Source organism: Acidisoma sp. 7E03 (assembly GCF_054665075.1).
The window spans coordinates 57,345-80,896 of the sequence record NZ_BAAFHE010000010.1 but is presented as its reverse complement, the minus strand read 5'-3'; the positions used below and the strand labels follow the sequence as shown (position 1 = coordinate 80,896).

20 protein-coding genes and 1 tRNA gene are annotated in these 23,552 nt (G+C 67.9%); 11 read left to right on the top strand and 10 right to left on the bottom strand.

Annotation, left to right across the window (positions count from 1 at the left end):
* Positions 1–51: 51 nt before the first annotated feature.
* From gshB to ACYQ6W_RS16055, 4 genes are all read left to right on the top strand, one after another.
* Complete coding sequence (gene gshB / locus ACYQ6W_RS16070) at positions 52–1,002, top strand: glutathione synthase (RefSeq protein WP_459676734.1); 951 nt, start codon at positions 52–54, stop codon at positions 1,000–1,002.
* 3 nt (positions 1,003–1,005) lie between these two features.
* On the top strand, positions 1,006–1,866 hold the full coding sequence (locus ACYQ6W_RS16065) for a lysophospholipid acyltransferase family protein (protein WP_459676732.1): 861 nt from the start codon (positions 1,006–1,008) through the stop codon (positions 1,864–1,866).
* Between the two features lie 64 nt (positions 1,867–1,930).
* Positions 1,931–3,091, top strand: a complete 1,161-nt coding sequence (locus tag ACYQ6W_RS16060) for a mechanosensitive ion channel family protein (RefSeq protein WP_459676730.1) — start codon at positions 1,931–1,933, stop codon at positions 3,089–3,091.
* Between the two features lie 198 nt (positions 3,092–3,289).
* On the top strand, positions 3,290–4,684 hold the full coding sequence (locus tag ACYQ6W_RS16055) for a sugar porter family MFS transporter (RefSeq protein WP_459676728.1): 1,395 nt from the start codon (positions 3,290–3,292) through the stop codon (positions 4,682–4,684).
* 50 nt (positions 4,685–4,734) lie between these two features.
* Here the strand turns inward: ACYQ6W_RS16055 and ACYQ6W_RS16050 are convergent, their stop codons facing one another.
* The 6 genes from ACYQ6W_RS16050 to ACYQ6W_RS16025 all read right to left on the bottom strand — a co-directional run bounded on the left by ACYQ6W_RS16050 (position 4,735) and on the right by ACYQ6W_RS16025 (position 12,830).
* On the bottom strand, positions 4,735–6,195 hold the full coding sequence (locus ACYQ6W_RS16050; RefSeq protein ID WP_459676726.1) for a cobyric acid synthase: 1,461 nt from the start codon (positions 6,193–6,195) through the stop codon (positions 4,735–4,737).
* Positions 6,196–6,322: 127 nt separating this feature from the next.
* On the bottom strand, positions 6,323–8,545 hold the full coding sequence (parC, locus tag ACYQ6W_RS16045; RefSeq protein WP_459676725.1) for a DNA topoisomerase IV subunit A: 2,223 nt from the start codon (positions 8,543–8,545) through the stop codon (positions 6,323–6,325).
* A gap of 55 nt (positions 8,546–8,600) precedes the next feature.
* Entirely contained in the window at positions 8,601–9,368 is a 768-nt protein-coding gene (recO, locus tag ACYQ6W_RS16040; RefSeq protein ID WP_459676723.1) for a DNA repair protein RecO, read from the bottom strand.
* Between the two features lie 7 nt (positions 9,369–9,375).
* Entirely contained in the window at positions 9,376–9,900 is a 525-nt protein-coding gene (gene moaB / locus ACYQ6W_RS16035) for a molybdenum cofactor biosynthesis protein B (protein WP_459676721.1), read from the bottom strand.
* 107 nt (positions 9,901–10,007) lie between these two features.
* On the bottom strand, positions 10,008–11,624 hold the full coding sequence (locus ACYQ6W_RS16030; RefSeq protein ID WP_459676719.1) for a lytic transglycosylase domain-containing protein: 1,617 nt from the start codon (positions 11,622–11,624) through the stop codon (positions 10,008–10,010).
* A 348-nt stretch (positions 11,625–11,972) separates the two neighbouring features.
* Positions 11,973–12,830 carry a uracil-DNA glycosylase gene (locus ACYQ6W_RS16025; protein WP_459676717.1) on the bottom strand — a complete coding sequence of 286 codons (858 nt, stop codon included), beginning with the start codon at positions 12,828–12,830 and terminating at the stop codon, positions 11,973–11,975.
* Positions 12,831–12,989: 159 nt separating this feature from the next.
* Here ACYQ6W_RS16025 and ACYQ6W_RS16020 point away from each other — a divergent pair, with 159 nt between their 5' ends.
* The 3 genes from ACYQ6W_RS16020 (at position 12,990) to ACYQ6W_RS16010 (ending at position 15,717) form a co-directional block, all read left to right on the top strand.
* Positions 12,990–14,696, top strand: a complete 1,707-nt coding sequence (locus tag ACYQ6W_RS16020; protein ID WP_459676715.1) for a tetratricopeptide repeat protein — start codon at positions 12,990–12,992, stop codon at positions 14,694–14,696.
* 9 nt (positions 14,697–14,705) lie between these two features.
* Complete coding sequence (locus ACYQ6W_RS16015; protein WP_459676714.1) at positions 14,706–15,602, top strand: 4-(cytidine 5'-diphospho)-2-C-methyl-D-erythritol kinase; 897 nt, start codon at positions 14,706–14,708, stop codon at positions 15,600–15,602.
* Positions 15,603–15,642: 40 nt separating this feature from the next.
* Positions 15,643–15,717: transfer RNA gene (locus ACYQ6W_RS16010), tRNA-Gln, on the top strand.
* A gap of 36 nt (positions 15,718–15,753) precedes the next feature.
* On the opposite strand, the gene ACYQ6W_RS16005 is transcribed toward ACYQ6W_RS16010, so the two are convergent.
* Positions 15,754–16,104: a helix-turn-helix domain-containing protein gene (locus ACYQ6W_RS16005; protein WP_459676712.1), complete on the bottom strand. Its 351-nt coding sequence runs from the start codon at positions 16,102–16,104 to the stop codon at positions 15,754–15,756.
* A gap of 166 nt (positions 16,105–16,270) precedes the next feature.
* Between ACYQ6W_RS16005 and ACYQ6W_RS16000 the strand changes: the two genes are divergently transcribed.
* The 4 genes from ACYQ6W_RS16000 (at position 16,271) to ACYQ6W_RS15985 (ending at position 21,063) form a co-directional block, all read left to right on the top strand.
* The gene (locus ACYQ6W_RS16000) at positions 16,271–18,460 is read left to right on the top strand and encodes an ATP-binding protein (RefSeq protein WP_459676710.1); all 2,190 of its coding nucleotides are present in this window, start codon (positions 16,271–16,273) and stop codon (positions 18,458–18,460) included.
* Between the two features lie 112 nt (positions 18,461–18,572).
* The gene (locus tag ACYQ6W_RS15995) at positions 18,573–19,109 is read left to right on the top strand and encodes a hypothetical protein (RefSeq protein ID WP_459676708.1); all 537 of its coding nucleotides are present in this window, start codon (positions 18,573–18,575) and stop codon (positions 19,107–19,109) included.
* An 18-nt stretch (positions 19,110–19,127) separates the two neighbouring features.
* A complete protein-coding gene (locus ACYQ6W_RS15990) occupies positions 19,128–20,246 on the top strand; it encodes a DNA glycosylase AlkZ-like family protein (protein ID WP_459676707.1) in 1,119 nt (372 codons plus the stop codon).
* 115 nt (positions 20,247–20,361) lie between these two features.
* A complete protein-coding gene (locus tag ACYQ6W_RS15985; protein ID WP_459676705.1) occupies positions 20,362–21,063 on the top strand; it encodes a hypothetical protein in 702 nt (233 codons plus the stop codon).
* A gap of 210 nt (positions 21,064–21,273) precedes the next feature.
* Here ACYQ6W_RS15985 and ACYQ6W_RS15980 read toward each other — a convergent pair whose 3' ends face one another.
* From ACYQ6W_RS15980 to ACYQ6W_RS15970, 3 genes are read right to left on the bottom strand one after another with little or no spacing between them, the layout of a single operon-like run.
* Entirely contained in the window at positions 21,274–21,594 is a 321-nt protein-coding gene (locus ACYQ6W_RS15980; RefSeq protein ID WP_459676704.1) for a hypothetical protein, read from the bottom strand.
* A gap of 21 nt (positions 21,595–21,615) precedes the next feature.
* Positions 21,616–22,539, bottom strand: a complete 924-nt coding sequence (locus ACYQ6W_RS15975) for a nucleoside hydrolase (RefSeq protein WP_459676703.1) — start codon at positions 22,537–22,539, stop codon at positions 21,616–21,618.
* An 11-nt stretch (positions 22,540–22,550) separates the two neighbouring features.
* Positions 22,551–23,552 (bottom strand): ABC transporter substrate-binding protein, encoded by a 1,002-nt coding sequence (locus tag ACYQ6W_RS15970; protein WP_459676701.1) that lies wholly within the window; start codon positions 23,550–23,552, stop codon positions 22,551–22,553.

The window sequence follows — 23,552 nt, the reverse complement described above, 5'->3', positions numbered from 1 at the left end:
GCCCGGTGGCGCCCTCTATGCTGCCGCCCTCCTTTCCCGAGGGACGTGCCTATGCCGAATGCGCTTCGCGTCGCGGTCCAGATGGACCCGATGTCCACCGTCAACATCGCGGGTGATTCGACCTTCGCGCTGATGCTCGAGGCACAGGCGCGCGGCCACCAGCTGTGGCATTACGAGGTGCGCCACATGGCGCAGCGCGGCCAGCGCCTGACGGCGCATGCGCATCCGGTGACGGTGCGGCGCGAGGCGGGCAACTTCTACAGCTTCGGCGCCCCGGAACGGCTCGACCTCGGCACGATGGACGTCATCCTGATGCGTCAGGACCCGCCCTTCGACATGGCCTATATCACCGCGACCCATATGCTGGAGCACATCCACCCGAAGACGCTGGTGGTGAACGACCCGGCATCCGTGCGCAATGCGCCCGAGAAGCTGCTGGTGACGCAGTTTCCCGAGCTGATGCCGCCGACGCTGATTACCTGGGATCGCCGCGAGATCGCGGCCTTCCGGGAGGAGTTCCGCGACATCATCATCAAGCCGCTGTTCGGCAATGGCGGCATCGGCATCTTCCGGGTACGCGAGGACGACGAGAATTTCGGCTCCATCCTCGACAGCCATTTCTCCCGCACCACCGAGCCGCTGATGATCCAGCGCTATGAGCCGGCCGTGCGCCAGGGCGACAAGCGCATCATCCTGGTCGATGGGGAGGTGGCGGGGGCCGTCAACCGCGTGCCGGCCAAGGGCGACGCACGCTCCAACATGCATGTCGGCGGCCGAGCTGAGAAGACCGAGATTACGCCACGGGAGCGCGAGATTTGCGCCGCGATCGGCCCCTATCTGCGCGACCATGGGCTGCTCTTCACCGGCATCGACGTGATTGGCGACTATCTGACGGAGATCAACGTCACCTCGCCGACCGGCCTGCAGGAGATCGCCCGCTTTGACGGCATTCATATCGAGCGGATGATCTGGGACCGGATCGAGGCGAAGCGGGCCGGCTGACGCATGATCCGCGCGGGGGACATTCGCGGCGGCCGCGCCGTGCCGCTGGACGGTGCCTGGCCCGCCTTTCCGCGCCTGCCGGGGGCCGTCCTCGTCATACTGCGCCTCCTCGCCTTCGTTGTCTGGACGATCCTCTGCGCCATCCCGCAAGCCGTGCTGATCGTGCTGCCGGGTCGCGCCAAGGCGGTGTTGCCGCGGTTCTACTGGGCCGGCTGCTGCCGCTGCCTCGGCCTGCGGGTGCGGGTGATCGGCACGCCCGCGGCCGCACCCGGCCTGCCGGTTGTCTTCCTCGGCAATCACTCCTCCTGGATGGATATCCCGGCGCTCGGCTCCGTCCTCACCGCCTGCTTCATCGCCAAGGGCGAGGTCGGGCAGTGGCCGGTGGTCTCCGTCATCGCGCGGCTGGGGCGGACCCTCTTCGTCAGCCGGAAGGCCGCGACTGCCGCCAAGGAAAACGCGGATCTGCTCGCCCGTCTACGCGCCGGCGACAGCCTCGTGCTCTTTCCGGAAGGCACCACCTCGGACGGCACGCGCGTCATGCCCTTCCGCTCGGCCTTCCTGGCGGTGGCGGAAACCGACGTGCCGCACGTCATCCAGCCCTTCAGCATCGTCTATGACGAGCTGGATTTCCTGCCCGTGCGGCGGGAGGACCGGGCGCTCTTCGCCTGGTTCGGCGACATGGAACTCGCCAGCCACTTCAGCCGTCTCGCCCGCCATCGCGGCCTGCGGGTGACGATTCACCTGCATCCGCCGATCAGCCGGGAGGCCGGGCTGAACCGCAAGGCCCTGGCACAAGCCTGCTGGGCCCAAGTGGCCGGCGCCGCCGCCGAGATCCGCCGCAATCGGGGGGCACGCGCGGACTGACGCTAGACGATTGTCCTCCCGACCGCACATTAGGGCAGACAGGCTGGACGAACGGAAGGTGGCAATGGCGGCAGGCACGGGGAAGGCGGCAGGACACGGGGACAATCTTCGCGAGGTTTTCAACCACAGCATCGCGATCGCCCCTGCCTGGGTCCCCCCCTATCTGTGGAGTACCTTCATCCTGCTGGCGGCCGCCGGCATCGGCCTGCTGCTGCACTGGCTGACGCTCCGCCTGTTCAAGCGGTTTCGGCCGCCCCGCAAGGTGCGGACCTTCTTCGAGCTCTTCGTCGAGAACACCACGGGGCCAAGCCGTGTCGCCTATGTGCTGTTCTTCCTGGGGGCGGCGCTGCCCTCGCTCAGCTACAGCATCGAGACGACCCTGGTGCTGGCCCATCTGCTGGCCGTCGCCTTCGTCCTGCTGGTGGGCTGGACGGCGATCCGGGCGATCGAAATCCTCGCCTCGCTCTATCTCGCGCGCTTCCGCACGGACATCGACGACAATCTGCTGGCGCGGAAGCATCTGACGCAGATCCGCATCCTGAAGCGGGCGGGCGCCATCCTCATCGGCGTCGTCACCATCGGCATCGCGCTGATGACCTTCAACGCCGTGCGGCAATACGGCATCAGCCTCTTCGCCTCGGCCGGTGCCGCGAGCTTGGTGGTCGGTCTCGCCGCACGGCCGCTGCTCACCAATCTCATCGCCGGCGTGCAGATCGCCATCACCCAACCGATCCGTCTGGAAGATGCCGTCATCGTCGAGGGCGAGTGGGGCTGGATCGAGGAGATCGCCAGCACTTATGTCGTCGTACGGCTGTGGGACTGGCGGCGCATGGTGCTGCCGATCTCCTACTTCCTGGAGAAGCCCTTCCAGAACTGGACGCGGGAATCGGCCGCGCTGATCGGGACGGTCTATCTCTATGTCGACTGGCGGGTGCCGGTTCAGGCGATGCGGGACAAGCTGGCCGAGATCGCGGCGGAAAGCCCGCTTTGCGACGGCCGCGTCGTGAACCTGCAGGTGAGCGACGCGCGCGAATCCGTGATCGAGCTGCGTTGTCTGGTCAGCGCCCGCACCGCCCCGCAGTGCTGGGACCTGCGCTGCGAGGTGCGGGAGAAGATGATCGACTATCTGCAACGGGAGCATCCTTATGCCCTGCCGCATACCCGCGTCACGATGGAGCGCGACGGGCCGGCGGAGCGCGTGCCTGCGGCAGGGCCACAACAATAAACAGCAAAATGCTATGTTGCGGTGCAGCATAAGCCGTGAGGCGGCAACACAAAGGCACGAAGAAACAGGACGTTAACAATTACTTGTTCTAGCAAGCCTCCGCAGATGCATAGGTATATTGCCCATGCGGACGTTGGGCGGAGCGAACGACCCGTCTAGAGCCTAGGTACATCTTCATCTTTGGCATGGGAGCCTGACATGAACGTAGCAGCGCCCACGGCGAGCGCTTCCAGCTCGACCGGCGAGCACAGTTTTTTCACGGGCGGCATGGCAGCCCTTGCGGGCCTCATGTTCGGTCTGGATATCGGCGTGATCTCGGGTGCGCTCGATTTCATCGGGCGCGAGTTCCACGCGAATGATTCGGCGAAGGAATGGATCGTCAGCTCGATGATGTTCGGGGCGGCGGTCGGTGCGCTGGCCGCGGGCGTTCTCTCCTTCCGTCTCGGCCGCAAGGTATCCTTGATCCTCGGCGCCATCCTCTTCGTCATCGGCTCTCTCTTCTGCGCCGCCGCCTGGTCGGTCGAGAGCCTGATCGTGGCGCGCGTAGTCCTCGGCCTCGCCATCGGCATCGCGACCTTCACCGCCCCGCTCTACATCTCCGAGATCGCGCCGCCGGAAAAGCGCGGCTCCATGATCTCGACCTATCAGCTGATGATCACCATCGGCATTCTGGCCGCCTTCATCTCCGACACGCTCTTCGCCTATATCGGCGCTTGGCGCTGGATGCTGGGGATCGTCGCCGTGCCGGGCTTCCTCTTCCTGCTCGGTGTTCTCCGCCTGCCGAACAGCCCGCGCTGGCTGCTGATGCGGGGCAAGGGCCGCGAAGCGCGTGAAGTGCTGACTCAGCTACGTGGCAACAAGCAGCGCGTCGACGCAGAATACAACGAAATCGAGGAGCAACTGCGCCGCCCGCAGGTGGGCTGGTCGCTGTTTCGTGAGAATTCCAATTTCCGCCGCTCGGTCTTCCTCGGCGTCGTCCTGCAGATCATCCAGCAGCTGACCGGCATCAATGTCGTCATGTATTATGCGCCGCGCATCTTTGAGGCGGCAGGCTTCCAGGGCCATCTGGCGCTGTGGGGCACAGCCATCGTCGGCCTCGTCAACGTGCTCGCGACCTTCATCGCCATCGGCTTCGTCGATCGCTGGGGCCGCCGCCCGGTGCTGCTGACGGGCTTCGTCGTCATGTTCGTCGGCATGGGCATCCTCGGCTACATCCTGAACCTCGGCCATCTCGGCCTCGGCATGCAGATTTTCGCCGTCGTCATGCTGCTGCTCTTCATCACGGGCTTCGCCATGTCCGCCGGCCCGCTGATCTGGGTGCTGTGCTCGGAAGTGCAGCCGACCAAGGGGCGTGACTTCGGCATCGCCGCCTCCACGCTGACCAACTGGGTCGCCAATTTCGTCGTCGGCCTGACCTTCCTCAGCATGCTCAACAACTGGGGCTCGGGCATCACCTTCGGCGTCTATGCCCTGCTCAACGCGCTCTTCTTCGTCTTCACGATCTTCTACGTGCCGGAGACCAAGGGCGTGACGCTGGAGCAGATCGAGGCGAACCTCATGTCCGGCAAGCCGCTGCGCCGTATCGGCGCCTAAGCGTTTTCGTGGAGAAAGGGCCGGTTCGGGGCAACCCGAGCCGGCCTTTTTTATGAGCGGGCGATGGCCGCGATCGCCGCGAGATCACAATGCGCGGCCAGATGATCGGCCAGCCCATCCAGCGCTGCCTCCACCCCGGCCGCGTGCTGCCGCGCGCTGGGCGGCAGGGCGAAGCGGGCCCGCCAGGCGCTGCGCTGCGCATCTTCCGCGAAGAAGCCGTGGACATAGCTGCCCCAGACCCTGCCATCCGGCGATTGCGCACCCTCCGTGCTGCCATCGGCGCGCTGGACCAGTGGCCGCTCCGTGTCCGCGCCGGTCGTGACGCCCATGTGCATTTCGTAGCCTGACAGCGGCACGCCGTCGGCCAGCGTCCGCCCGGTGACGGTGGCGAGCCGCTTGGGCCCGCGCAGGACGGTCTCGATCGCGAGCAGGCCAAGGCCGGGGACAGCGCCGGGTGGCCCTTCGATGCCTTCAGGATCGGCGATCCGCGCGCCCAGCATCTGATAGCCGCCACAGAGGCCGAAGATGCGGCCGCCGCGCCGATGATGGGCAAGGAGATCCGCTTCCCACCCCCAGGCGCGCAGCGCCGCGAGATCGGCGATGGTGGTCTTGGAGCCGGGCAGGATAACGAGATCCGTCTCGGCCGGCAGCGGGGCGCCCTCGCGCAGCATCAGAAGATCAATGTCGGGCTCGGTGGCGAGGGGGTCGAGATCGTCGAAATTGGCGATGCCGGGGAGGACGGGCACGGCGATGCGGAGCCGCGCCCCGGCGGTGGGGCGGCTCGGCGTCAGATCGGCCGCGTCCTCCGCCGGCAGGTGACGGGCGCCCGCATAATGGGGCACGAGGCCGAGCGGCGCCCAGCCGGTCGCCTCTGCGATGAAGCGCATGCCATCGGCAAAGAGCGTCGCGTCTCCGCGCATGCGGTTGACGATGAAACCCCGGATGCGTGCGGCGTCCGTGGCCGGTAGAACGCTTTGGGTACCGACAAGGCTCGCGATGACCCCGCCACGGTCGATGTCGCCGATGAGGACGACGGGCAGATCAGCCGCTGCGGCGAAGCCCATATTGGCGATGTCGTTCGCGCGCAGATTGACTTCGGAGGCGCTGCCCGCGCCCTCCACCAGAACGAGGTCGGCCTGTGCCGAGAGGTGCCTGAAGCTTTCGAGGACGAAGGGCAGGAGCTGCGGCTTGATGCCCTGGAACTCCCGCGCGCGGGCCTGGCCCCAGACGCGACCCTGCACGATGATCTGCGCGCCAACCTCGCTCTGCGGCTTGAGCAGAACGGGGTTCATGTGAACCGACGGGGCAACACCGCAGGCCAGTGCCTGTAAGGCCTGCGCGCGCCCGATCTCGCCGCCATCGGCGGTGACGGCGGCATTGTTCGACATGTTCTGCGGCTTGAAGCAGCGCACCCTCAGCCCCTGGCGGGTGAAGGCGCGGGCGAGGCCCGCGGTGAGGATGGATTTACCCACGCTGGACCCCGTGCCTTGCAGCATGAGGGCGGCGGTCATTCGCTCACCTGCCTTGGAACGTCACCCGCGGGCTTGTCCCGCGGGTCTACCCGTTCGGGCGCCCAGACGGGTCGGCCGCCGGGACAAGCCCGGGGGCAACGGCGCATGGCGCCCCTTGGCCTAATCGTCACACCCCGAAGCGCCCGCTCTTCGGGAAGCCCACCGGCGGCTGGCGGCCGGTCTGCGCCCGGGCGCCGAGCCAGTCCTTCAGATTGGTCTCGGTGCGCGTGCGCTCACCCGACTTCCACGAGAGACCATCCGCGATCTTGAAGATGCGCACGTCAGCCACGCCACCGTCCTTGTATTTCTGCAACTGAACGCCGAGGCCGCGGGCCATCTCGGGGATCTGCTCCAGCGGGAAGACCAGCAGCTTGCGGTTCTCGCCGATGATCGCGAGGTGGTCGCCATCCGCCACGGGCGCGGCCAGCGCCAGTTCTTCGCCGGGTTTGACCGTCATCACCTGTTTGCCGGCCTTGCGCTCGGACAGGAGATCCTCGGCGTTGACGATGAAACCGCGTCCCGGCGTCGAGACCAGAAGATACCTCGCGGCCGCGTTGTGCGCGAAGAGCGAGACCACCTCATCCTCGTTGCCGAATTCGGCAAGCAGGCGGATGGGCTGGCCATCGCCGCGGCCGCGCGGAATGTCCGCCGCGCGCAGGGTATAGGCGCGGCCGTTGGTGGCGAGCAGGGTGAGCTTGTCCACCGTCTCACAAGGAAGCAGCAGACGGAGAGAATCGCCGTCCTTGAAGCGCAGCTCGGCATCGGCGGCAACCGCGCCCTTCACGGCCCGGATCCAGCCCTTCTGTGACAGGATGACGGTGATCGCCTCGCGCTCCACCAGCGCCGTCTCGTCGATGACGATGGCGGCAGGCGCCATGCCGATGAGGCTGCGGCGCGTGCCGAGCGGGCCTTCGCCCCAGGTGGCGCGCACCCTCTCGAGTTCGGAGACGATCCGCTGCCAGCGCAGCGTCTCGCTGCCCAGCAGGGTGCGGAGGTCCTTCCCCTCCTTGGTGAGGGACTTGTGCTCCTTGCGGATTTCCATCTCCTCCAGGCGCCGCAGCGAACGTAGGCGCATGTTGAGCACGGATTCCGCCTGTAGATCGGTCAAGCCGAAGGCCTGCATCAGCGCGGGTTTCGGCTCGTCCTCCTCACGGATGATGCGAATCACCTCATCGAGATTGAGATAGACGGCGAGATAGCCATCCAGAATCTCGAGACGCCGCTCGATCGCGGCAAGGCGGTGCTGCGAACGGCGGACGAGTACCACATGCCGGTGATCGAGCCAGGCGCGCAGCACCTCCCGCAGCGACATGACGCGCGGCGTGCGGTCTGCGTCCAGCACGTTCATGTTGAGCGGGAAACGCGTTTCCATCTGCGAAATGCGGAACAGACTTTCCATCAGCATCGTGGGTTCGACCGTGCGCGCCTTCGGCTCCAGCACGATGCGCACGACGTCGGTGCTCTCGTCCCGGATGTCGGCGAGCAGGGGCAGCTTCTTTTCCTCCATCGCCTGCGCGATCTGTTCGATCAGGCGGGATTTCTGCACCTGGTAGGGGATTTCGGTGACGACGATGCTCCAGGTACCGTGCTTGCCCTGTTCGACGGACCAACGCGCCCGCAGCCGGAAGCCGCCGCGCCCGGTTTCGTAGGCTTGCAGGATGGCGGCCTTTTCTTCGACGATCTCGCCGCCCGTCGGAAAATCCGGCCCCGGCATGAACTGCAGCAGCTCTTCCGTCGTCGCATCCGGCTTCTGCACGAGAAGAATGGCGGCAGCGCAGATCTCGCCTGCGTTGTGCGGCGGAATCGATGTTGCCATGCCAACGGCAATGCCTGCGGCGCCATTGGCGAGAAGGTTCGGGAAATTGCCTGGAAGGACGAGCGGCTCCTGCTCCTCGCCATCATAGGTCGGCCGGAAGTCGACGGCGTCCTGGTCGATCCCCTCCAGCAGCGCCTGGGCGATCGCGGTGAGGCGCGCCTCCGTGTAGCGCATGGCCGCCGCGTTATCGCCGTCGATATTGCCGAAATTGCCCTGGCCTTCGATGAGCGGATAGCGGACGGAGAAATCCTGAGCGAGGCGCACCATGGCCTCGTAGATCGAGGCGTCGCCATGGGGATGGAACTTACCCATCACGTCACCCACCACGCGGGCGCATTTCTTGAAGCCCGAGGTCGGGTCCAGCCGCAGCTGCTGCATGGCGTAGATGAGTCGGCGATGGACGGGTTTCAGGCCGTCCCGCACATCCGGCAGGCTGCGGGACATGATGGTGGAGAGGGCATAGGCGAGGTAGCGGTCGCTCAGCGCCCCGGCGAGGGGCGCCTCCTCGATATGGCCGGCAAAATCATCGGGCATCGGTCTCTCCAAGGCGGCAGGCGAAGGCGAACAATACAGGAACGGCGGGTGGCTGTCAGCCGGGCGGTTCCTGAGCGGGTACCGCGGCCCCCGCCGCCCGGGTTTCCACCATGTGATAAAGATGCCGCCGCGCTTCGGGAAGCGGCCGGTGGTGATGGCCGAAGGCGTCCCGTTCGAGGAAATGGCCGGTGAGGCGCAGCGCATCGCGCCAATCGGCCGCGGTCCTGCCCGGGTCGTTGCTGCCGGGGCCGAGGAAGGCGGGCAGGGGCAGCAGGCGGTCCCGCCATTCGCCGGCGGCTGCGGCCGTCACCGCCCGGCCGGTGCGCGGCGAGACATAGGCGAGGCCGTGCTGCGCCCCGGTGACGGCGCAGGCGGCGAGATCGAGCCCGTAGCCCAGATCGGCGAGCAGCGTGAGTTCGAAGCGGGCGAGGTCGCTCGGGCTCGCATGCTGGGTCGCGATGCGCGGCAGCAGATGGAGAAGGGCGGTGAAGCTCGCCCCATGCGCCTCGCGCTCGGGCAAGGCGCCGGCGGCCGTCGCACAGACGGCGCGCAGCAGGGCGAGGGAGAGCGCATCCTCCATCGCGCCGGGGGCGATGGCCTGCACCATTTCGCCGCGGATCTGGCCGAGCTGTTCCGCGAGCCGCCCGGTCCAGTGCAATTGCAGAAGATTGCCTTCCTGCCAGAGCGCCGCCTGGCGCCGGGATTGTCCGCCGCGGGCGAGACCGCGGTGCAGGCCGTGCGCGTCCGTGAAGACTGCGACGATCAGGTCCGCGTCACCATAGGGGCGGGCTTCCAGCAGGATACCGGGCGCTTCCCACTCCATCGGTGGGTCAGAGATGCTCCTTGAGCCGCGGCATGAGTTCCACGAGGTTGCACGGCCGCTGGCGGATATCGAGTTGGGTGGAGAGGATGTCGTCCCACCCGTCCTGCACCGCGCCCGTGCTGCCGGGCAGGGCGAAGAGATAGGTGCCGTTGGCGACCCCGCCGATGGCACGGGACTGGATGGTGGAGGAGCCGATCTTGGCGTAGCTCAGCATCCGGAACAGCTCGCCGAAACCGACGATTTCCTTCTCCAGCACGCGGTCGAAGGCCTCGGGCGTCACGTCCCGCCCGGTGATGCCGGTGCCGCCGGTAGAGATCACGACGTCGACCTTCGGGTCGTCGATCCAGCCGCGCAGGGCGGCGACGATCTCAGACACGTCGTCCCGCACGAGTTTACGGTCTACCAGCTTGTGTTCTGCGAGCGCGATGCGGGAGACGAGGATGTCCCCCGACCTGTCTTCCGCCAGGCTGCGACTGTCGGAGACGGTGAGGACCGCGATGTTCACCGGAACGAAGGGGCGTGAGAGATCCATGGCGATAGTCTAGTCCGAGGTCCCCGTCGATAGAAGCGAATTCGCGCGGACGCGCTACGCGCGCGATGTCCTAAACCGTTGATTAACGGATCGTTTAGAGCAGCGGGTTAGTGGATCGTCGGCTTCGTGGCGCTCGCGAGTTCCGTGCCGGCGGGACCCGTGAGACGCGGGAAATTTCCTTCGGCGAGCGCCGCGAGACTGGGCACCGGCAGGTCCATCTGGCTTGCATAAGCCCACGAATACCGCAGCACGCAGAACACGAAATTGCGCGTCTCGCGATTGGGAATCATTTCGATATAGAGAAGAGGGTCGTTGCTCGCGACCTGGTCGTTGCTCCAGCCCGAGGTTTCCGAAGGCCCCGCATTGTAGCTCGCAAGAATGCGAATGAGGTCGCCGTTGATGTTGGACTGAGATGCCAGATATTTGAGGTAACGCTGCCCCATTTCGAGGTTGAATTCGGGATCGGTGAGCCCCTGGCGCTTGAGCTGCGTCGCGCCCCATTTGTTCATGAAGGCGGCCGTCTGCGGCATGAGTTGCAGCAGCCCGCGGGCACCGACGCCGGAGACGGCATGCGGGTCGAAATTCGATTCCACGCGCACCAGTGCATAGAGCAGCGCCGGGTCGACATGCACGCCATGCTTCGGAAAGAGCGAGATCGGCGGGATGACGACGCTGCCGGGCGGATGCGCGGGATCGAGCGCTGCGATCTGGCTCGCGAGCGTTGCCATGCCGGCTTTCCAGGCGACCAGCATGACCGCGCGGCGGAGGCTCGCGTCCTGGGCGACGGTGGGATAGAGCGCGCGCAGTTCCTGTTCGGCCCGCGCATTCTGCCCGACCTGCAGGAGAGCGAAGGCGCGCGCGCCATGCGGATTGGCGGCGACGGCTTCGAGGTCGGCGAGGCCCAGCATCTGATGGTCGAGATCCTGACCCGTGCCGTCATCACCCAGAATACGCTGGGCGAGCGTCGCGTAGAAGCCCGAGCCGCTGGCAGCCGCGCGCCGTAGCCAGGTCAGGTAGAGCATCTGCTGGTTTTGGCGCAGCGCGGCGCGGGAGGCCCAGAAGGCGGCTGCGGCTTTCAGCTGGCGTGAGGCCTGCGGAGCATTTGAGGCCGCGGTGAAGTCCTCGAGCGCCTTTGGGTCCTTCGCGACCCAGGCGGCAAGCCCTGCGACATAGGCGGGAAGGCCAAGCTGCCCATGGGCTTCGTCCATGGCGCTCTTCGCCAAATTGGCCGCGAAGGCGTTGTGCCCATTAGCAAAGGCGATGCGTGCGACTTCGGCGCGGAGCGTCGCGCCATAAGCCTGAGAAATCTTCGCAGCCGCGATCGCAGAGACCGCCTGGTCGAGCTTGCCGGAATGGGCAAGGCCGAGCACGCGGCCGTCTAGGCCCGGCTGCGTATCCACGCCCGTATCCGCCGGCCCGAGGTCGAAATCGGCGCTGTCGGTGTTGTTGGGTGGTGCAAGGTAGGGGGGCTGCGGCAAGTTCGGAATCGCCTCGCCAGTGCCATGCAGCCGCAGGCTCAACACATGGGCGATGGCCGGCGCTTCCGGCTGGTCGCCATACTGCTTGAGCCAGGCACGCAAGGTCGCCGCATCCGGCTTGGTATAGGGGCCGGTGTAGCGATCCGCCAGAATGGTGCCGAGCAGGATACGGTTCGAGAGCTGTGCCGTCGCCTTCTCGGCGTCGGCGATCTTGCCTTGTGCCTGCAGGGCAAAGATCTGCCGCACCAGAACCGCGTCACTGGGGCTCAGAGGTTGTGGAAACGCAAAACCATCGCCGCTTTCGGGCGCCGAACGTGGCACCGCGTAAGCCGACTGGTCGCTGAGCTTTGTCTCAGAGCCGCCCTTTTCCTGCGCGTCTGCATGCAGGCCGGGAGCGGCCGTTCCAGCAAGAATCGCGGCCCCAGCAATGATGGCCTTGGGGCTAAAAAGACGGGAGAACGAACTGCCGATCCCTCGCATGGGCAGGGTCGGTAGCCAAGATTGCCTCGCATGGCAACATCACTGTCACGAGAGCTGCCTCCAATTCACCCAGCCTGCGCGGAAAATGCGCAGAATCCCTGCGAATCGCGACGGTTAATTTTTTGTCAAACCCAGCCGAGCCCGCAGCGACAGGAGATCGGCCCAGGCCTCGCGCTTGGCGAGGGGGGAGCGGAGCAGATAGGCGGGGTGGTAGCTGGCGAGGCAGGCGACGGGCTCCACGAGGCCCGGGATGGAGAGAGCCTGCCAGCGGCCGCGCGCCCGGCGGATGCCCTGGGTCTCGCCGGTCAGCGCCCGGGTGGCGGTGGCGCCCAATAGCAGCACGACCTCGGGGGCGACGAGGGCGATGTGGCGCAGCACGAAAGGCAGACAGACGGCGATTTCATTCTCCGTCGGCGTGCGGTTCCCCGGCGGTCGCCAGGGCAGGATGTTGGTGATCAGCACCTTGCTGCGGTCAAGGCCGATGGAGCCCAGCATGCGGTCGAGCAGCTGGCCGGAGGCGCCGACGAAGGGCAGGCCGGCGCGGTCTTCGTCCGCACCCGGCGCTTCGCCCACCAGCATGATGCGCGCTTCCGGATTGCCATCGGCAAAGACGAGATTGGTCGCCGTGTCGCGCAGGCTGCAGCCGTCGAAGCCGGCAATCGCCGCGCGCAAGTCGTCCCGCGTTGCCGCGGCGGCCGCGAGGGCCGCGGCCTGCGCAGCGGCGGGCCGGGCCACGGGGGGCCGGCCGGCGGCCGGCCGGGCAGGGATCTTCGGCGCGGCGGCACCCGCGGGGTCTGCCGGGCGGGAGGCGACGGGCCGCCGTTCGGGCGGCGGCGGGGGCGCCGCGCTGAGGGCGAAGCGGTCGATCGGCTCGGGGCTCAGCCCCTCATCCGCGCCCCAAGCGAGCTGGAGCGCGAGCAGGGCGAGGGCGGCCGACCTGTCCGTGTCTCGGCCGGGTGGGACGTCTTGCATCGTGGCCTCAAACTCCGTCGCGCGCCTGAACGGCCACGCCCGTACTACGGGGGCATGACCCGGATTTTACTGTCAAGCAATGGGCGCTGTCCCCTGCGTTTCCCCCGATGGCGCAGCCGCCGCGCGGCTGATAGCATCCCGCCCATGAGAAATGCTCCCATGCTTGGCCGCTCGGTTCTCCTCGCGCTGACGGCGCTTTCCGCCTGTGCGGCGACGACCCCGCCAGGCGTCGCCCAAACCGGGCAGCCCGGCGCCTATGGCAATTTTCTCGTCGGCCAATATGCCGCCAGCCGATTCGACTTCCCGGTCGCGGCGGAGGCGATGCGCCAGGCGATGGCGGACGATCCGTCTGCCGGCGCCACCCTGTCCGGCCGCGCCTTCCTGCTCGAACTGCTGGCCGGTCACCCCGGCACGGCGGCCGCTCTGGCGACGCAGGTGCCGAAAGACGCGCTGGCCCAGCTGCTGCTCGCGGGGTCCGCGGCCCGCGCCGGCCATTGGAGCGATGCCGTCCGGCGCTACCAGGCCTTGCCCGAGGATGACGGGCTGACCCGCATTCTCAAGCCCTTGCTGGTCGCCTGGGCGCAGCAGGGGGCGGGCAATACCAAGGCTGCTCTCGCGATGCTGCAGACGAATGCGGACCAGGGCACGCGGACCATCTTCGCGCTGCACACGGCGCTGATTGCGGATCAGGCGAAGATGATCGCGCTCGCCGCGCAGAATTACGGCATCGTCCAGGGCAGCCTGAACGTCACCAACCTGCGCCTCGCCGAACTGCTCGCCAGTTGGGACGCGCGCACGGGGGACATGACCAGCGCCAACCAGGTGCTGGATGCCCTTTCCCCCGATCTCGCCCTGGCGATGACGGTGCCGGCGCTCAAGCAGCAGTTGCAGACGCCGCCGGTCGGCAATGCCGTGCAGGGGCTGGCGGAGGTCTATATCAACCTCGCCGCGGCCTTCGAGGACGAGGTTGCCAACAATCCGCAGACGGCGGGCCGGCGCGCGGTGGCGCAGCAGACGGTCCTCACCCTGCTGCAACTCGGTCTGCAGCTGCAGCCCGATCTCTCGGCCGCGCGGCTGCTGCTTTCGGAAGTGGTGGATCGCGGCAACAATGCGGCGATCGCGCTGACGCCGCTGGAGGCGATCCAGCCGAGCGATCCGCTGTATCCCCTCGCGGTATTGCGGGAAGCGGTGCTGCTGACGCGGCTCGGCCAGGGGGACCTGGCGCAGCAAAAGCTGCAGGCGCTTGCCAAGGCCTATCCCTGGAGTCCCGAGCCTGTCCTGGCGCAGGCCGACCTGCTGCGCCAGCAGAAGCAGTGGCTGCCGGCCGCGGCGCTCTACACCCAGGCCCTGCCACTCTTGCCGAAGGACAGTCCGGCCGCCTGGATCATCTATTACAACCGCGCGATGTGCTACGATCAGGGCGGCGACTGGAACCATGCCCAGTCCGACCTTCTGACCGCGCTCAAGCTCTCCCCCGGCCAGCCCTACGTTCTGAACTATCTCGGCTATAGCTGGGCGGTGAAGAAGGAGAACATGGACAAGGCGCGGGCCATGATCGAACAGGCGCTGAAGATCGTGCCGAATGACGGCGCGGTGATCGACAGCCTGGGCTATGTCCAGCTTCAGCAAGGCCAAGCGCAGGCGGCGGTGCGGACGCTGATCAAGGCCGTTCAGCTTCAGCCCGAGGACCCGACCATCAACGCCCATCTCGGCGACGCCTATGCCGCGGCGGGGGAGCACCTGCAGGCGGTCTTTCAGTGGCGCCGGGCGCTGCAGCTGGACCCGGCGCCTGATCTTGCGGCCGAGCTTCTGAGCAAGCTTCAGATCCGGCAGGCGGCGACGCCGACCACCCACGCCGCCAACTGACCGGGCGCCATGACGGAGATGGAAGCGGCGGCCGGGTTCGCGCCTGCCAAGGTGAATCTGACGCTTCGCGTCACCGGCCGCCGGGCGGATGGCTATCATCTGCTCGATAGTCTCGTCGTCTTCGCCGGTGTCGGTGATCGGCTGTCGGTGGCGCCGTCCAACCAGCTCGCGCTCACCGTCACGGGCCCCTTCGCCGCGGGGCTGGAGGGTGACGCGGACAATCTCGTCCTCCGCGCTGCCCGGGCCTTGGCCGCGGCGGCCGGCATCGCGCCCTTCGGTGCGCTGACGCTCGAGAAGAACCTGCCGGTCGCCTCCGGCATCGGCGGGGGCTCCTCGGATGCGGCGGCGGCTTTGCGGCTGCTGTCGCTCTATTGGGGGCTGACCCTGCCCGTGGAGACGATGGCCGATCTTGCCCTTGGCCTCGGCGCCGACGTGCCCGTCTGCCTGCTGCGCCGCCCGACCCGGATGGCCGGGATCGGCGAAATCATCACGCCCGTGCCTCCCTTGCCGGAAGGGCTGGGGCTCCTGCTCGTCAATCCGGGCGTCGCCTGCCCGACGCCCGCGATCTTTCGCGCGCGTGCCGCGGCCGAGGCAGGGTTTTCCCCTGCCGACGCGGTGCCGGCCCGCTCCGGGCTTGCCGTGACAGAGTTCGCGGCGGTGCTTGCCGCGAGCGGCAACGACCTGGAAGCCGCGGCGATCGGCATCACGCCTGCCATCGGCACCGTGCTGCAGGCGATCGGCGCGCAGCCCGGCTGTCTCCTCGCGCGGATGAGCGGCTCGGGCGCGACCTGCTTCGGCCTCTTCGCGACGGAGGCAGCGGCCCGGGCGGCGGCCGCGGATCTCCGGCGGCCGGGATGGTGGATTTGGGGCGGAGGTCTTTACGCGACCCCCCGCTCCAGCCTATGAGCATGCCGCCGGCGCCCGTCGCGCCGCCGGCCCAGGCTTTTGGGGCGTAGCCAAGCGGTAAGGCAGCGGATTTTGATTCCGCCATGCGGAGGTTCGAATCCTCCCGCCCCAGCCAGTCTTCCGCCGCTGCCCGACCACCGATCTTGCGCGGTCAACCTTCTGGCTCCGGGGCCAGCCCCGCCACGCGCTTACGCAGCATGTCGAGCAGCGGTACCGCTTCGGCACGGGGGAGCGCCCGCCAGCAGGCGAGAAGCAGAACTTCTTCTTCCGAACATGCCCGCGCGCCGTCCTCCGGCACTCGCTCTTGACCCGTCAAGAGCCAGTCCATCGATACGCCATAGAAGCTGGCGAGGCCGGTAAGGGCCGCGCGGCCCGGCGTATCCACACCCGTTTCGATCTTGGAGAGATGGCTGCGATCCACACCTGCAGCACGCGCCACCGCCGCCTGGGTGAGGGCGCGGCTGCGGCGCAGGTCTCGAAGGCGCTCGGCGAGGCTGGACAAGGCGGTATCCTGAAGCTGTGGCAGAGGGACCATGCCGTCTTTCGCGCGCGGACGGGAGCCCGGAATTGAAGAGATCGCACCGCTCTTTCTCTGGCTGCGTTCCCCTGTATTCGATAGAATGCCCGGAGAAACGATCACAGAAATTGTTTATAAAGAAAGTGTAAATGTGGTTGAAAGGTCTTGGGTCAGCGCGCAGCGACTGCTGCGAATCCTGTTCGTCATCTCGCTCTTCTTTCCTGTCGCGCTCGTCGCCCTGACCTTCTGGCTGGACTACGACACGGAGTGGCAAGAGGCGCGCGGAGCGCTCGACCGGCAAACCCGGATCGCAAGCGACAACGCAGCGCGCGTGTTTGATGCGCAAGCGCGTGTGGCAGAGCAGATCGCGCAGCGCCTGGCCGGCATGGACGCGGAGGCGGTGCGGGCGCAGGAACTTGCGCTCCACCAGGCGCTGCTCGCCTTGATCGCTCCCATACCGGACGTCGACGGCGCCATCATCATCGACCGCTCGGGCCGCGCCCTCGTTGCCGCCAATATCTATCCTGTGCCGCCGCTCAATCTCTCGGACCGCGCTTATTTCAAAGCGACCATGGCGACGCCCTCTGGCCATCACATCGGCGGCGTCATGACCGGGAGCCTGATCAAGCGCCGCTTTTTCACCTTCGGGCGGCAATGGAGTGATGCGGAGGGGAGGGTGCTGGGCGTCATCCAGCTTCTGGTATCGCCCGGCTATTTCGACGACTTCTATGGCGCGCTGATCACGGGGGACGAAGCCTGGACGGCCGGCCAAGGCATCGCCTTGCTGACGGCGGACGGAACCCATCTCGCAGGCGCGCCCAAAGCCGAGATGGAGACGGCGGGCGGCGGATTGTCTGCCGCCGCACGCCGCGACGCCTTTCTCGCGGCCGTCGCACGCGCGCCGTCCGGTGGCTCCTACGAGGAAGGGGAGGGCGCGCAGGCGGCGCTCATCGTCTACCGCCCGGTCCCGGGCGTTCCGCTCTACATTCGGGCGCGGCTTGCGGAGCCGACGATCGTCGCGGCATGGACGCATGAGACCGCCGGGCACCTCATGATTTCCATGCCGGTCGCGTTGCTCTTCGCCTTCCTCGCCGGCATCGCCCTGCAGCGCGTTCAGCGGGAGGAAGCCGCCTATCTTCGGCTTGGCCAGGAGATGGAGCGCCGTGCCGCGGCGGAGGAGACGCTGCTGCGTGCCCAGCGTCTCGAAGCCGTGGGCCAGGTGACCGGCGGCGTCACCCATGACTTCAACAATCTGCTCACCATCGTCCTGGGCTGTGCGGAACTGCTGGAGCGCAGGCCGGCACCACCCGAGAATGTTCGCCAATTGGCGCGCAATATCCGCGCCGCGGCGGAGCGCGGCGCGGACATCACCGCGAGCCTGCTCGCCTTCTCCCGCCGCCGGCCGGTACGCGCCGAGGTGATCGACATCAATCAGGCGCTGCTCGCCTTCGCGCCGCTGCTGCGCCGGGCCGCCACGGAATCGCGGGTGGTGCTGTTCGACCTGGCACCGGTGGTGCCCCGGGTCTCGCTCGACCCGGGCCAGTTCGAGGCGGCGATTCTCAACCTCGTCGGCAATGCGCGCGATGCGCTGCCGGCGGGCGGCCGGATTCGCATCGTTACCCGTGCCGGCCGCAACGATGGCGACTATCCCGAGGTGGCGGCGAAGCCGGTGACTCTGGTCTCGGTGTCGGACGACGGCACGGGGATGGACGCGGCAACCGCGGCGCGGGCCATCGAGCCCTTCTTCACGACCAAGGAAATCGGCCGCGGCACGGGTCTCGGCCTCAGCCAAGTCTATGGCTTCGTGCGCCAGTCCGGCGGGAGCTTCGCGATCGACTCGGTGCCGGGGAGAGGAACGACGGTGCATCTCGTTCTGCCGGGCTGCGCGGTGGAGGTCGCCCCGGCGGACGCTCGCGGTACGGTAGGCACCGCGCCGTTCGGGCAGAATGAACGCATTCTGGTGGTGGAGGACGAAGCGCCGGTGCGGGCCATCGCCGTCGAAGTCCTCGGCCGCTGCGGCTACTGCACGCTGGAAGCATCGAACGGCGAGGAGGCCGTCGCAATGTTGCGCGCGCACCCCGACATCGCCTTGCTCTTTTCAGACATCGTGCTGTCGGGAGAGATGACGGGGCTCGATCTGGTCCAGGCCGCGCGGGCGTTGCGGCCGGATCTGCGCGTGCTGATGACCTCGGGCTACGATTCGGGTCCGGAACGGGCGGGCAACCTGCCGTTTCTCCGCAAACCCTATGATGGCGCCGCGCTCACGATCGAGGTTCGGCGCGTGCTGGATTCGGCCCCCACCACGCTGCAGGAGGTTTCGACGGCGAGCGCGGCGGTGTGATCCCGCCGGCCGTGCCTCCTGCTTGCGTGGCCTTGACCAGCCGGGCCGGGACGCGCATGTTCCCTGAATGTTCCTGTTCGACGCTCCGGCCGTGCCGGGAAAGGAGGGAAGAGTGGCGCGTCTCAGCAAGGAGGATCAGACGAGGATCCTCGTCCTGGTGACGGAAGAGCATCGACCGGTACGCGCGGTCGCGGCCGAGATGGGCTGCACGCCAGCGGCCATCTACGCGCTGCTCGGCCGCCTGCGGCGCGAGCGAGGCGCGGAAGAGCCAGCGGTCGCCCAGCCGCCGCTCGCCCTCGAGACGGAACCTGCGCACCTGCCGGCGGTTGTCCTCCAGCACCCCGCCGAAGATATCGTCTCTGTGCCGGCCCTTGCTCTTCCCGCAGCGCCACCGGCGCCGGTGCCCGTTCCGCAGACCCCGGCACCACGCTCGGCAGAACGCCCGATGGGGGCCCGCCTGTCCAAGCCCGGAATGGGCCTGATCACGCGCTCGGCGGACGGCGACGAGAGCGTGATGCCCTTTCGCTCGCTGGACGATCTGCTCTCCGCCATCAAGCCCATCCTGCGCGAAGGCGCCCGCAGCCCGGAGCCCGTCTGGTTCTCTCTGCAAACGATCGACCTCGCCGCACTCGATGTCGATGCGGCCTGAGGCTGGTTCGGCCCGCCCGTGACGCTCTCTCGCCTCCGGCTGCAGGCGGCTGCGGGACTCGCGGCCGGTTCCGGGCTCGGGGATACCCTGTCCGCACTCGGCTTCGTCCAGGCCGATCCCATCCGCGCGCCCGCCCGCGCCCAGGATCTCATCCTGCGCCATCGGGTCACCGGCTATCGTGTCGGCCAGCTCGAGCGGCGCTTCCCGCGCCTCGGCCTCGAAGAAGACTTTCTCTACGCCTACGGCTTCATGCCGCAGGATACGGCGCGGCTGCTGCATCCCCGGCCGGACCCGGACCGGCCTGACACGCCGCACCGGCCCGAGGGCCTTGCGGCCGAGATCCTCGCCCTCGTGCGCGCCCAGGGCGCCGTTCATCCGCGCGATCTCGAAGCGGCCTTCGGGCGGGATCGTGCCGTCAATGCCTGGGGCGGCTTCTCCAAAGAGACGACGCAGCATCTGCAGACGCTGCACTATCATGGCCATCTGCGGGTCCGCCGGCGGCAGGAGGGTATCCGGATCTACGAGGCCGCAGGCGAACTGCCGACACCCCTGGCGCCGGAGGCGCGGCGCGAGCGCCTGCTCACGCTGCTTCTCTCCTTGTTCGAGCCGATATCCCGCGTCGCCTTGGGGGGCGTGCTCAATCTGCTGCGCCGGGGTGCCCCGGGGCTCGGTGCCTTTGGCCCGACGCTGGACCGCATGATCGCCGCGGGCGCCGTGGAATGGGAGGAGATCGAGGGAGAGCGCTACCTGTGGCGCGCGGGCGGCGCGATGCCCGATGCGCCGCCGCGCGGCCTGCGCTTCCTCGCGCCCTTCGATCCCGTCGTCTGGGATCGCCGGCGCTTCTTGCACCTCTGGGGCTGGGAGTATCGCTTCGAAGCCTATACGCCAGCCCCGCAGCGGCGCTTCGGCTACTATGCGATGCCCATGCTGTGGCGGGACCGGATGATCGGCTGGGTCAATCTGAGCCTGGCCATGGGGGCCGTCTCCGCCGAGCCCGGTTTCGTGGGCGCCGAGCCTCGTGGCCAGGATTTCGCGCGGGCCTACGAGGCGGAGATGGCCCGCTTCGCCACCTTCATGGAGCTGGGCCGCGGGGACGCAGCGGCAGCGGTGGCGGATGGGGCGGCGGACCCGCTTTGACCGGATAGCGCGCCTGCCCCGCGCGCAAGCTCTGGCACGGACCGCTTATGGGGCTGGTTTTGCCGTGTGAGCAGTTGCACAAAGAGCCTGATAGCCGACCACCGGAGCCAGTACCGTGCCGCCTCTCCCCGATGCCCTGACCTCCTATCAGCCTTCCCCCGTGACGACGGCGGCGAGCCGGATCGTTCAGGCTTATCTGGGCAATCACCGGCTGTCGGCGACCGAGGCGGCCCGGCTTGCCGTCCGGATCGAAACCGTATTAGCGGCGCTCCTTGCGGGTGGCGAGCCGGAGGAGACAACCCCCGGTGCCATGGAGGCCGAGCCGCGCCGCGCGCCGCGTGCGCGGTCTGCCGCACCGCGCCGGGCAGGGCGGCAAGCGGCGCCCGATCTCGCCGCGGCCGAGGTCGTCACCGAGGATGAAGCTGACGCGGCGGAGGAGGTCGAGGCGGCGTGGGACGACGACGCGTCTTCCGCCGACGTCGCGGCGCCTCAGGAGGACGCCGCCGAACCTGAGGACGAGGCGGAACCGGCCGCCGAACCTGTTGCTGAACCGGAACCCGATCCCAAACCCGAAGCGAAGCCCAAGGCCGCCGCGGCGCCGGTGCGGCCGAGACCGGCCCCGGCCCCGGCTGAGGATGAGATGGAAATCGACCTCCTGACCGGTGGGCCGCTGCCGCGTGCGGCACAGGGTGGCGATTTCGCTCAGGATGGCTTCGTACCCCCCGCACCCTCGGGGCCCCGCAAGCGCAAGCGGCCGCCGCGTCCGGCCGCGAAGCGCCGTGCCCGGCGGGAAGGCCAGGACGCCGGCGAAGGCTGATCCAAGGCCAGCCTAGAATTTGTCAGAGTTCAGTTGAATCGGCCTGACACCCCGTCATGCGCGGGCTCGACCCGCGCATCCAACCGCGGTGGCGTCCAGACATGGATCGCCGGGTCAAGCGCGGTTGGCCAAGCGCGGCTGGCCAAGCCGCGGGCGGCCCCGGCCGGCGATGACGGCAGGACGTGCACTTCAATCAAAACCTGACGGACTCTAGATGAACTGCCCGCGCAGGAAGCCCAGTGCGGGCAGGGGCCGCCAGGATTTGGGCAGCTCGGAGCGTTTCATCGGCACCACCGAATAGTTGGGCGGCGGCTGGCGGCTGGACCGCAGGAAGTTCGCGTAAGCGCGCACCTGGGACTCGCGCCAGGCCCGATCTGCCATTGCGGCCTCGCGGCTCGAAAAGATTTCGGCGATTCGCCGCGTGCGCCCCACCGAGGCGATCACCGCCCAGAAACGGTCTTCCCGCACACTGGAGAGGCTGACGACACCATCCATGAGGGTGAGATTGGCGCGGCCGCTGCCGCTCCGCAAGCGCGGAGCGCGATCCTCCGATCAATCCAGGCGGAGCAGGTGGTCCCGCAGAAGCGCGAAGAGCCGGGGGGCGTCGAGACTCGTGATCACCCGTGCATTGGGCGCGTGCCCACCACGATGGCGGTCGGACACGGCGGCGATGCTCTGGCCGCGGGTGAGGGGCGCCGTGGTCTCCACCTCAACCCAGGCGTCGACCCCGCCGAAGAGCGTCGGGTCGATGAGATGGGCGATGACGCAGGGGTCATGCAAGCAAGGATCACCGGCGCCATAGGCCCGCAGCATGGCGACCGCGGCGCGGGCGATGCGCCCGCCCGTCTGCTCCACATCGGCCATCCAGTCCGGCGTGATCAGCGCGCTCGCCGTCACGTCCAGCCCGAACATGGTGAGCGGCACGCCCGCCGTCAGCATCACCTGGGCGGCATGCGGATCGATCATGAAATTGAATTCGGCCGCGGGGGTGGAGTTGCCCGGCCGGAAGGCGGCGCCGCCCATGAAGACGATCTCGCGGATCAGCGGCGCGATGTCTGGGGCCTTGATCAGCGCGACGGCGATATTGGTCATCGGCCCGATGGGGCAGAGCGTGATTTCACCAGGATTGTCGCGGACGAGGCGGACGATGGCATCCACCGCATGTTCGGCTTCGATGGCGGAGGCGGGCGCGGGCAGGCCGATGTCACCGAGCCCATCGCCGCCATGGACCGATTTTTCCCGGTGCACCGGCGCCATGAGGGGGCGGGGGCAGCCGGCGAAGATCGGCACCGCGCCGCGCCCCGCAAGATCGCGGATGCGCAGCGCATTGGCCGTGGTCTGCGGCAGCATGACGTTGCCGATGACGGTGGTGATCGCCTCGACCGTCACCGCCTCAGAGGCGGCGAAGGCCAGGAGCAGGGCAAGCGCGTCGTCCACGCCGGGGTCGCAATCGAGAATGATCCGGCGCGGAGCCATAGACGCAGGCCTTAGTTCAGATAGGCGTTGGTGTAATAGTCACTCGCGGGCTTCGCAGCGTCCACCTGCTTGGTGTCGGTCAGCGCCTTGGCGATGGCGTTCCACTGCCCGTCCGACTGGACGAAGTAGCCGTTCGGGCCCTTCAGCAGCGGGATCGTCGCCTTCCAGCCGACGAGGTTGTAGTCCTTGGATCCCGCCGAGGGATAGAGCTTCAGCAGGTCGGCGACCGCCTCGTCCGGATGGGCGGAGGCCCATTCCATGCCCTTTTCGGTGGCGGCGAGCCAGGCCTTGACCAAAGCCGGATGCGCTTCGCCCCAGGCCTTCATGACGGTGAAGTTCCACACCGGCACGTCCGGCATGCCGCCGGCGGCGCCGAGCAGCATCGTCGGCTCCTGATGGATGGTGGGCACCACGTCGGCCAGCGCGTAGTTCGAGCAGTTGCTGGCATAGTCGATCTTCTTCGTCAGCAGCATCGGGATGTCGTCATCGGTCGCGATGATCTGCTGCACGTCGTTCTCGCCGATCCCGGCTTTGGCCAGGATGTAGGGCATCATCGCCTTGGTCCAGCTGTCGGTATAGACGCCGATCTTCTTGCCCTTGAGGGTAGACAGATCAACCGGCTCGCCCGGGCGGCCGAAGAGGCCGCAGTTGTTGGACTGCGAATAGACCGCGATGGAGGTGATGGGGATACCCTGGGCGGCGGCGAAGATCTCGTCCGTCACCGGGTCGAAGCCGATGTCGCCCTGGCCCGCGGCCAGCATGCGCACGGTGGTCGAGTTGTTGGGCGGGAAGACGGTCGAGACGTCGAGACCCGCCGCCTTGTAGAAGCCCTCGGCCTGGGCGACCGCCGTCGGGATCAGCTCGAAATCGGGCGTCACCCAGTCATAGACCAGTGTCACCTTGGTGAGGTCGGCGGCATGGGCGGCGGGCGCCCCGGCCCCGAGGCCGAGCAGCAGGGCGCTGGCGGCGGCGGTGCTGGCCGCGAGCCGCGCGAAGAGGCGGAAAGGCTTCAT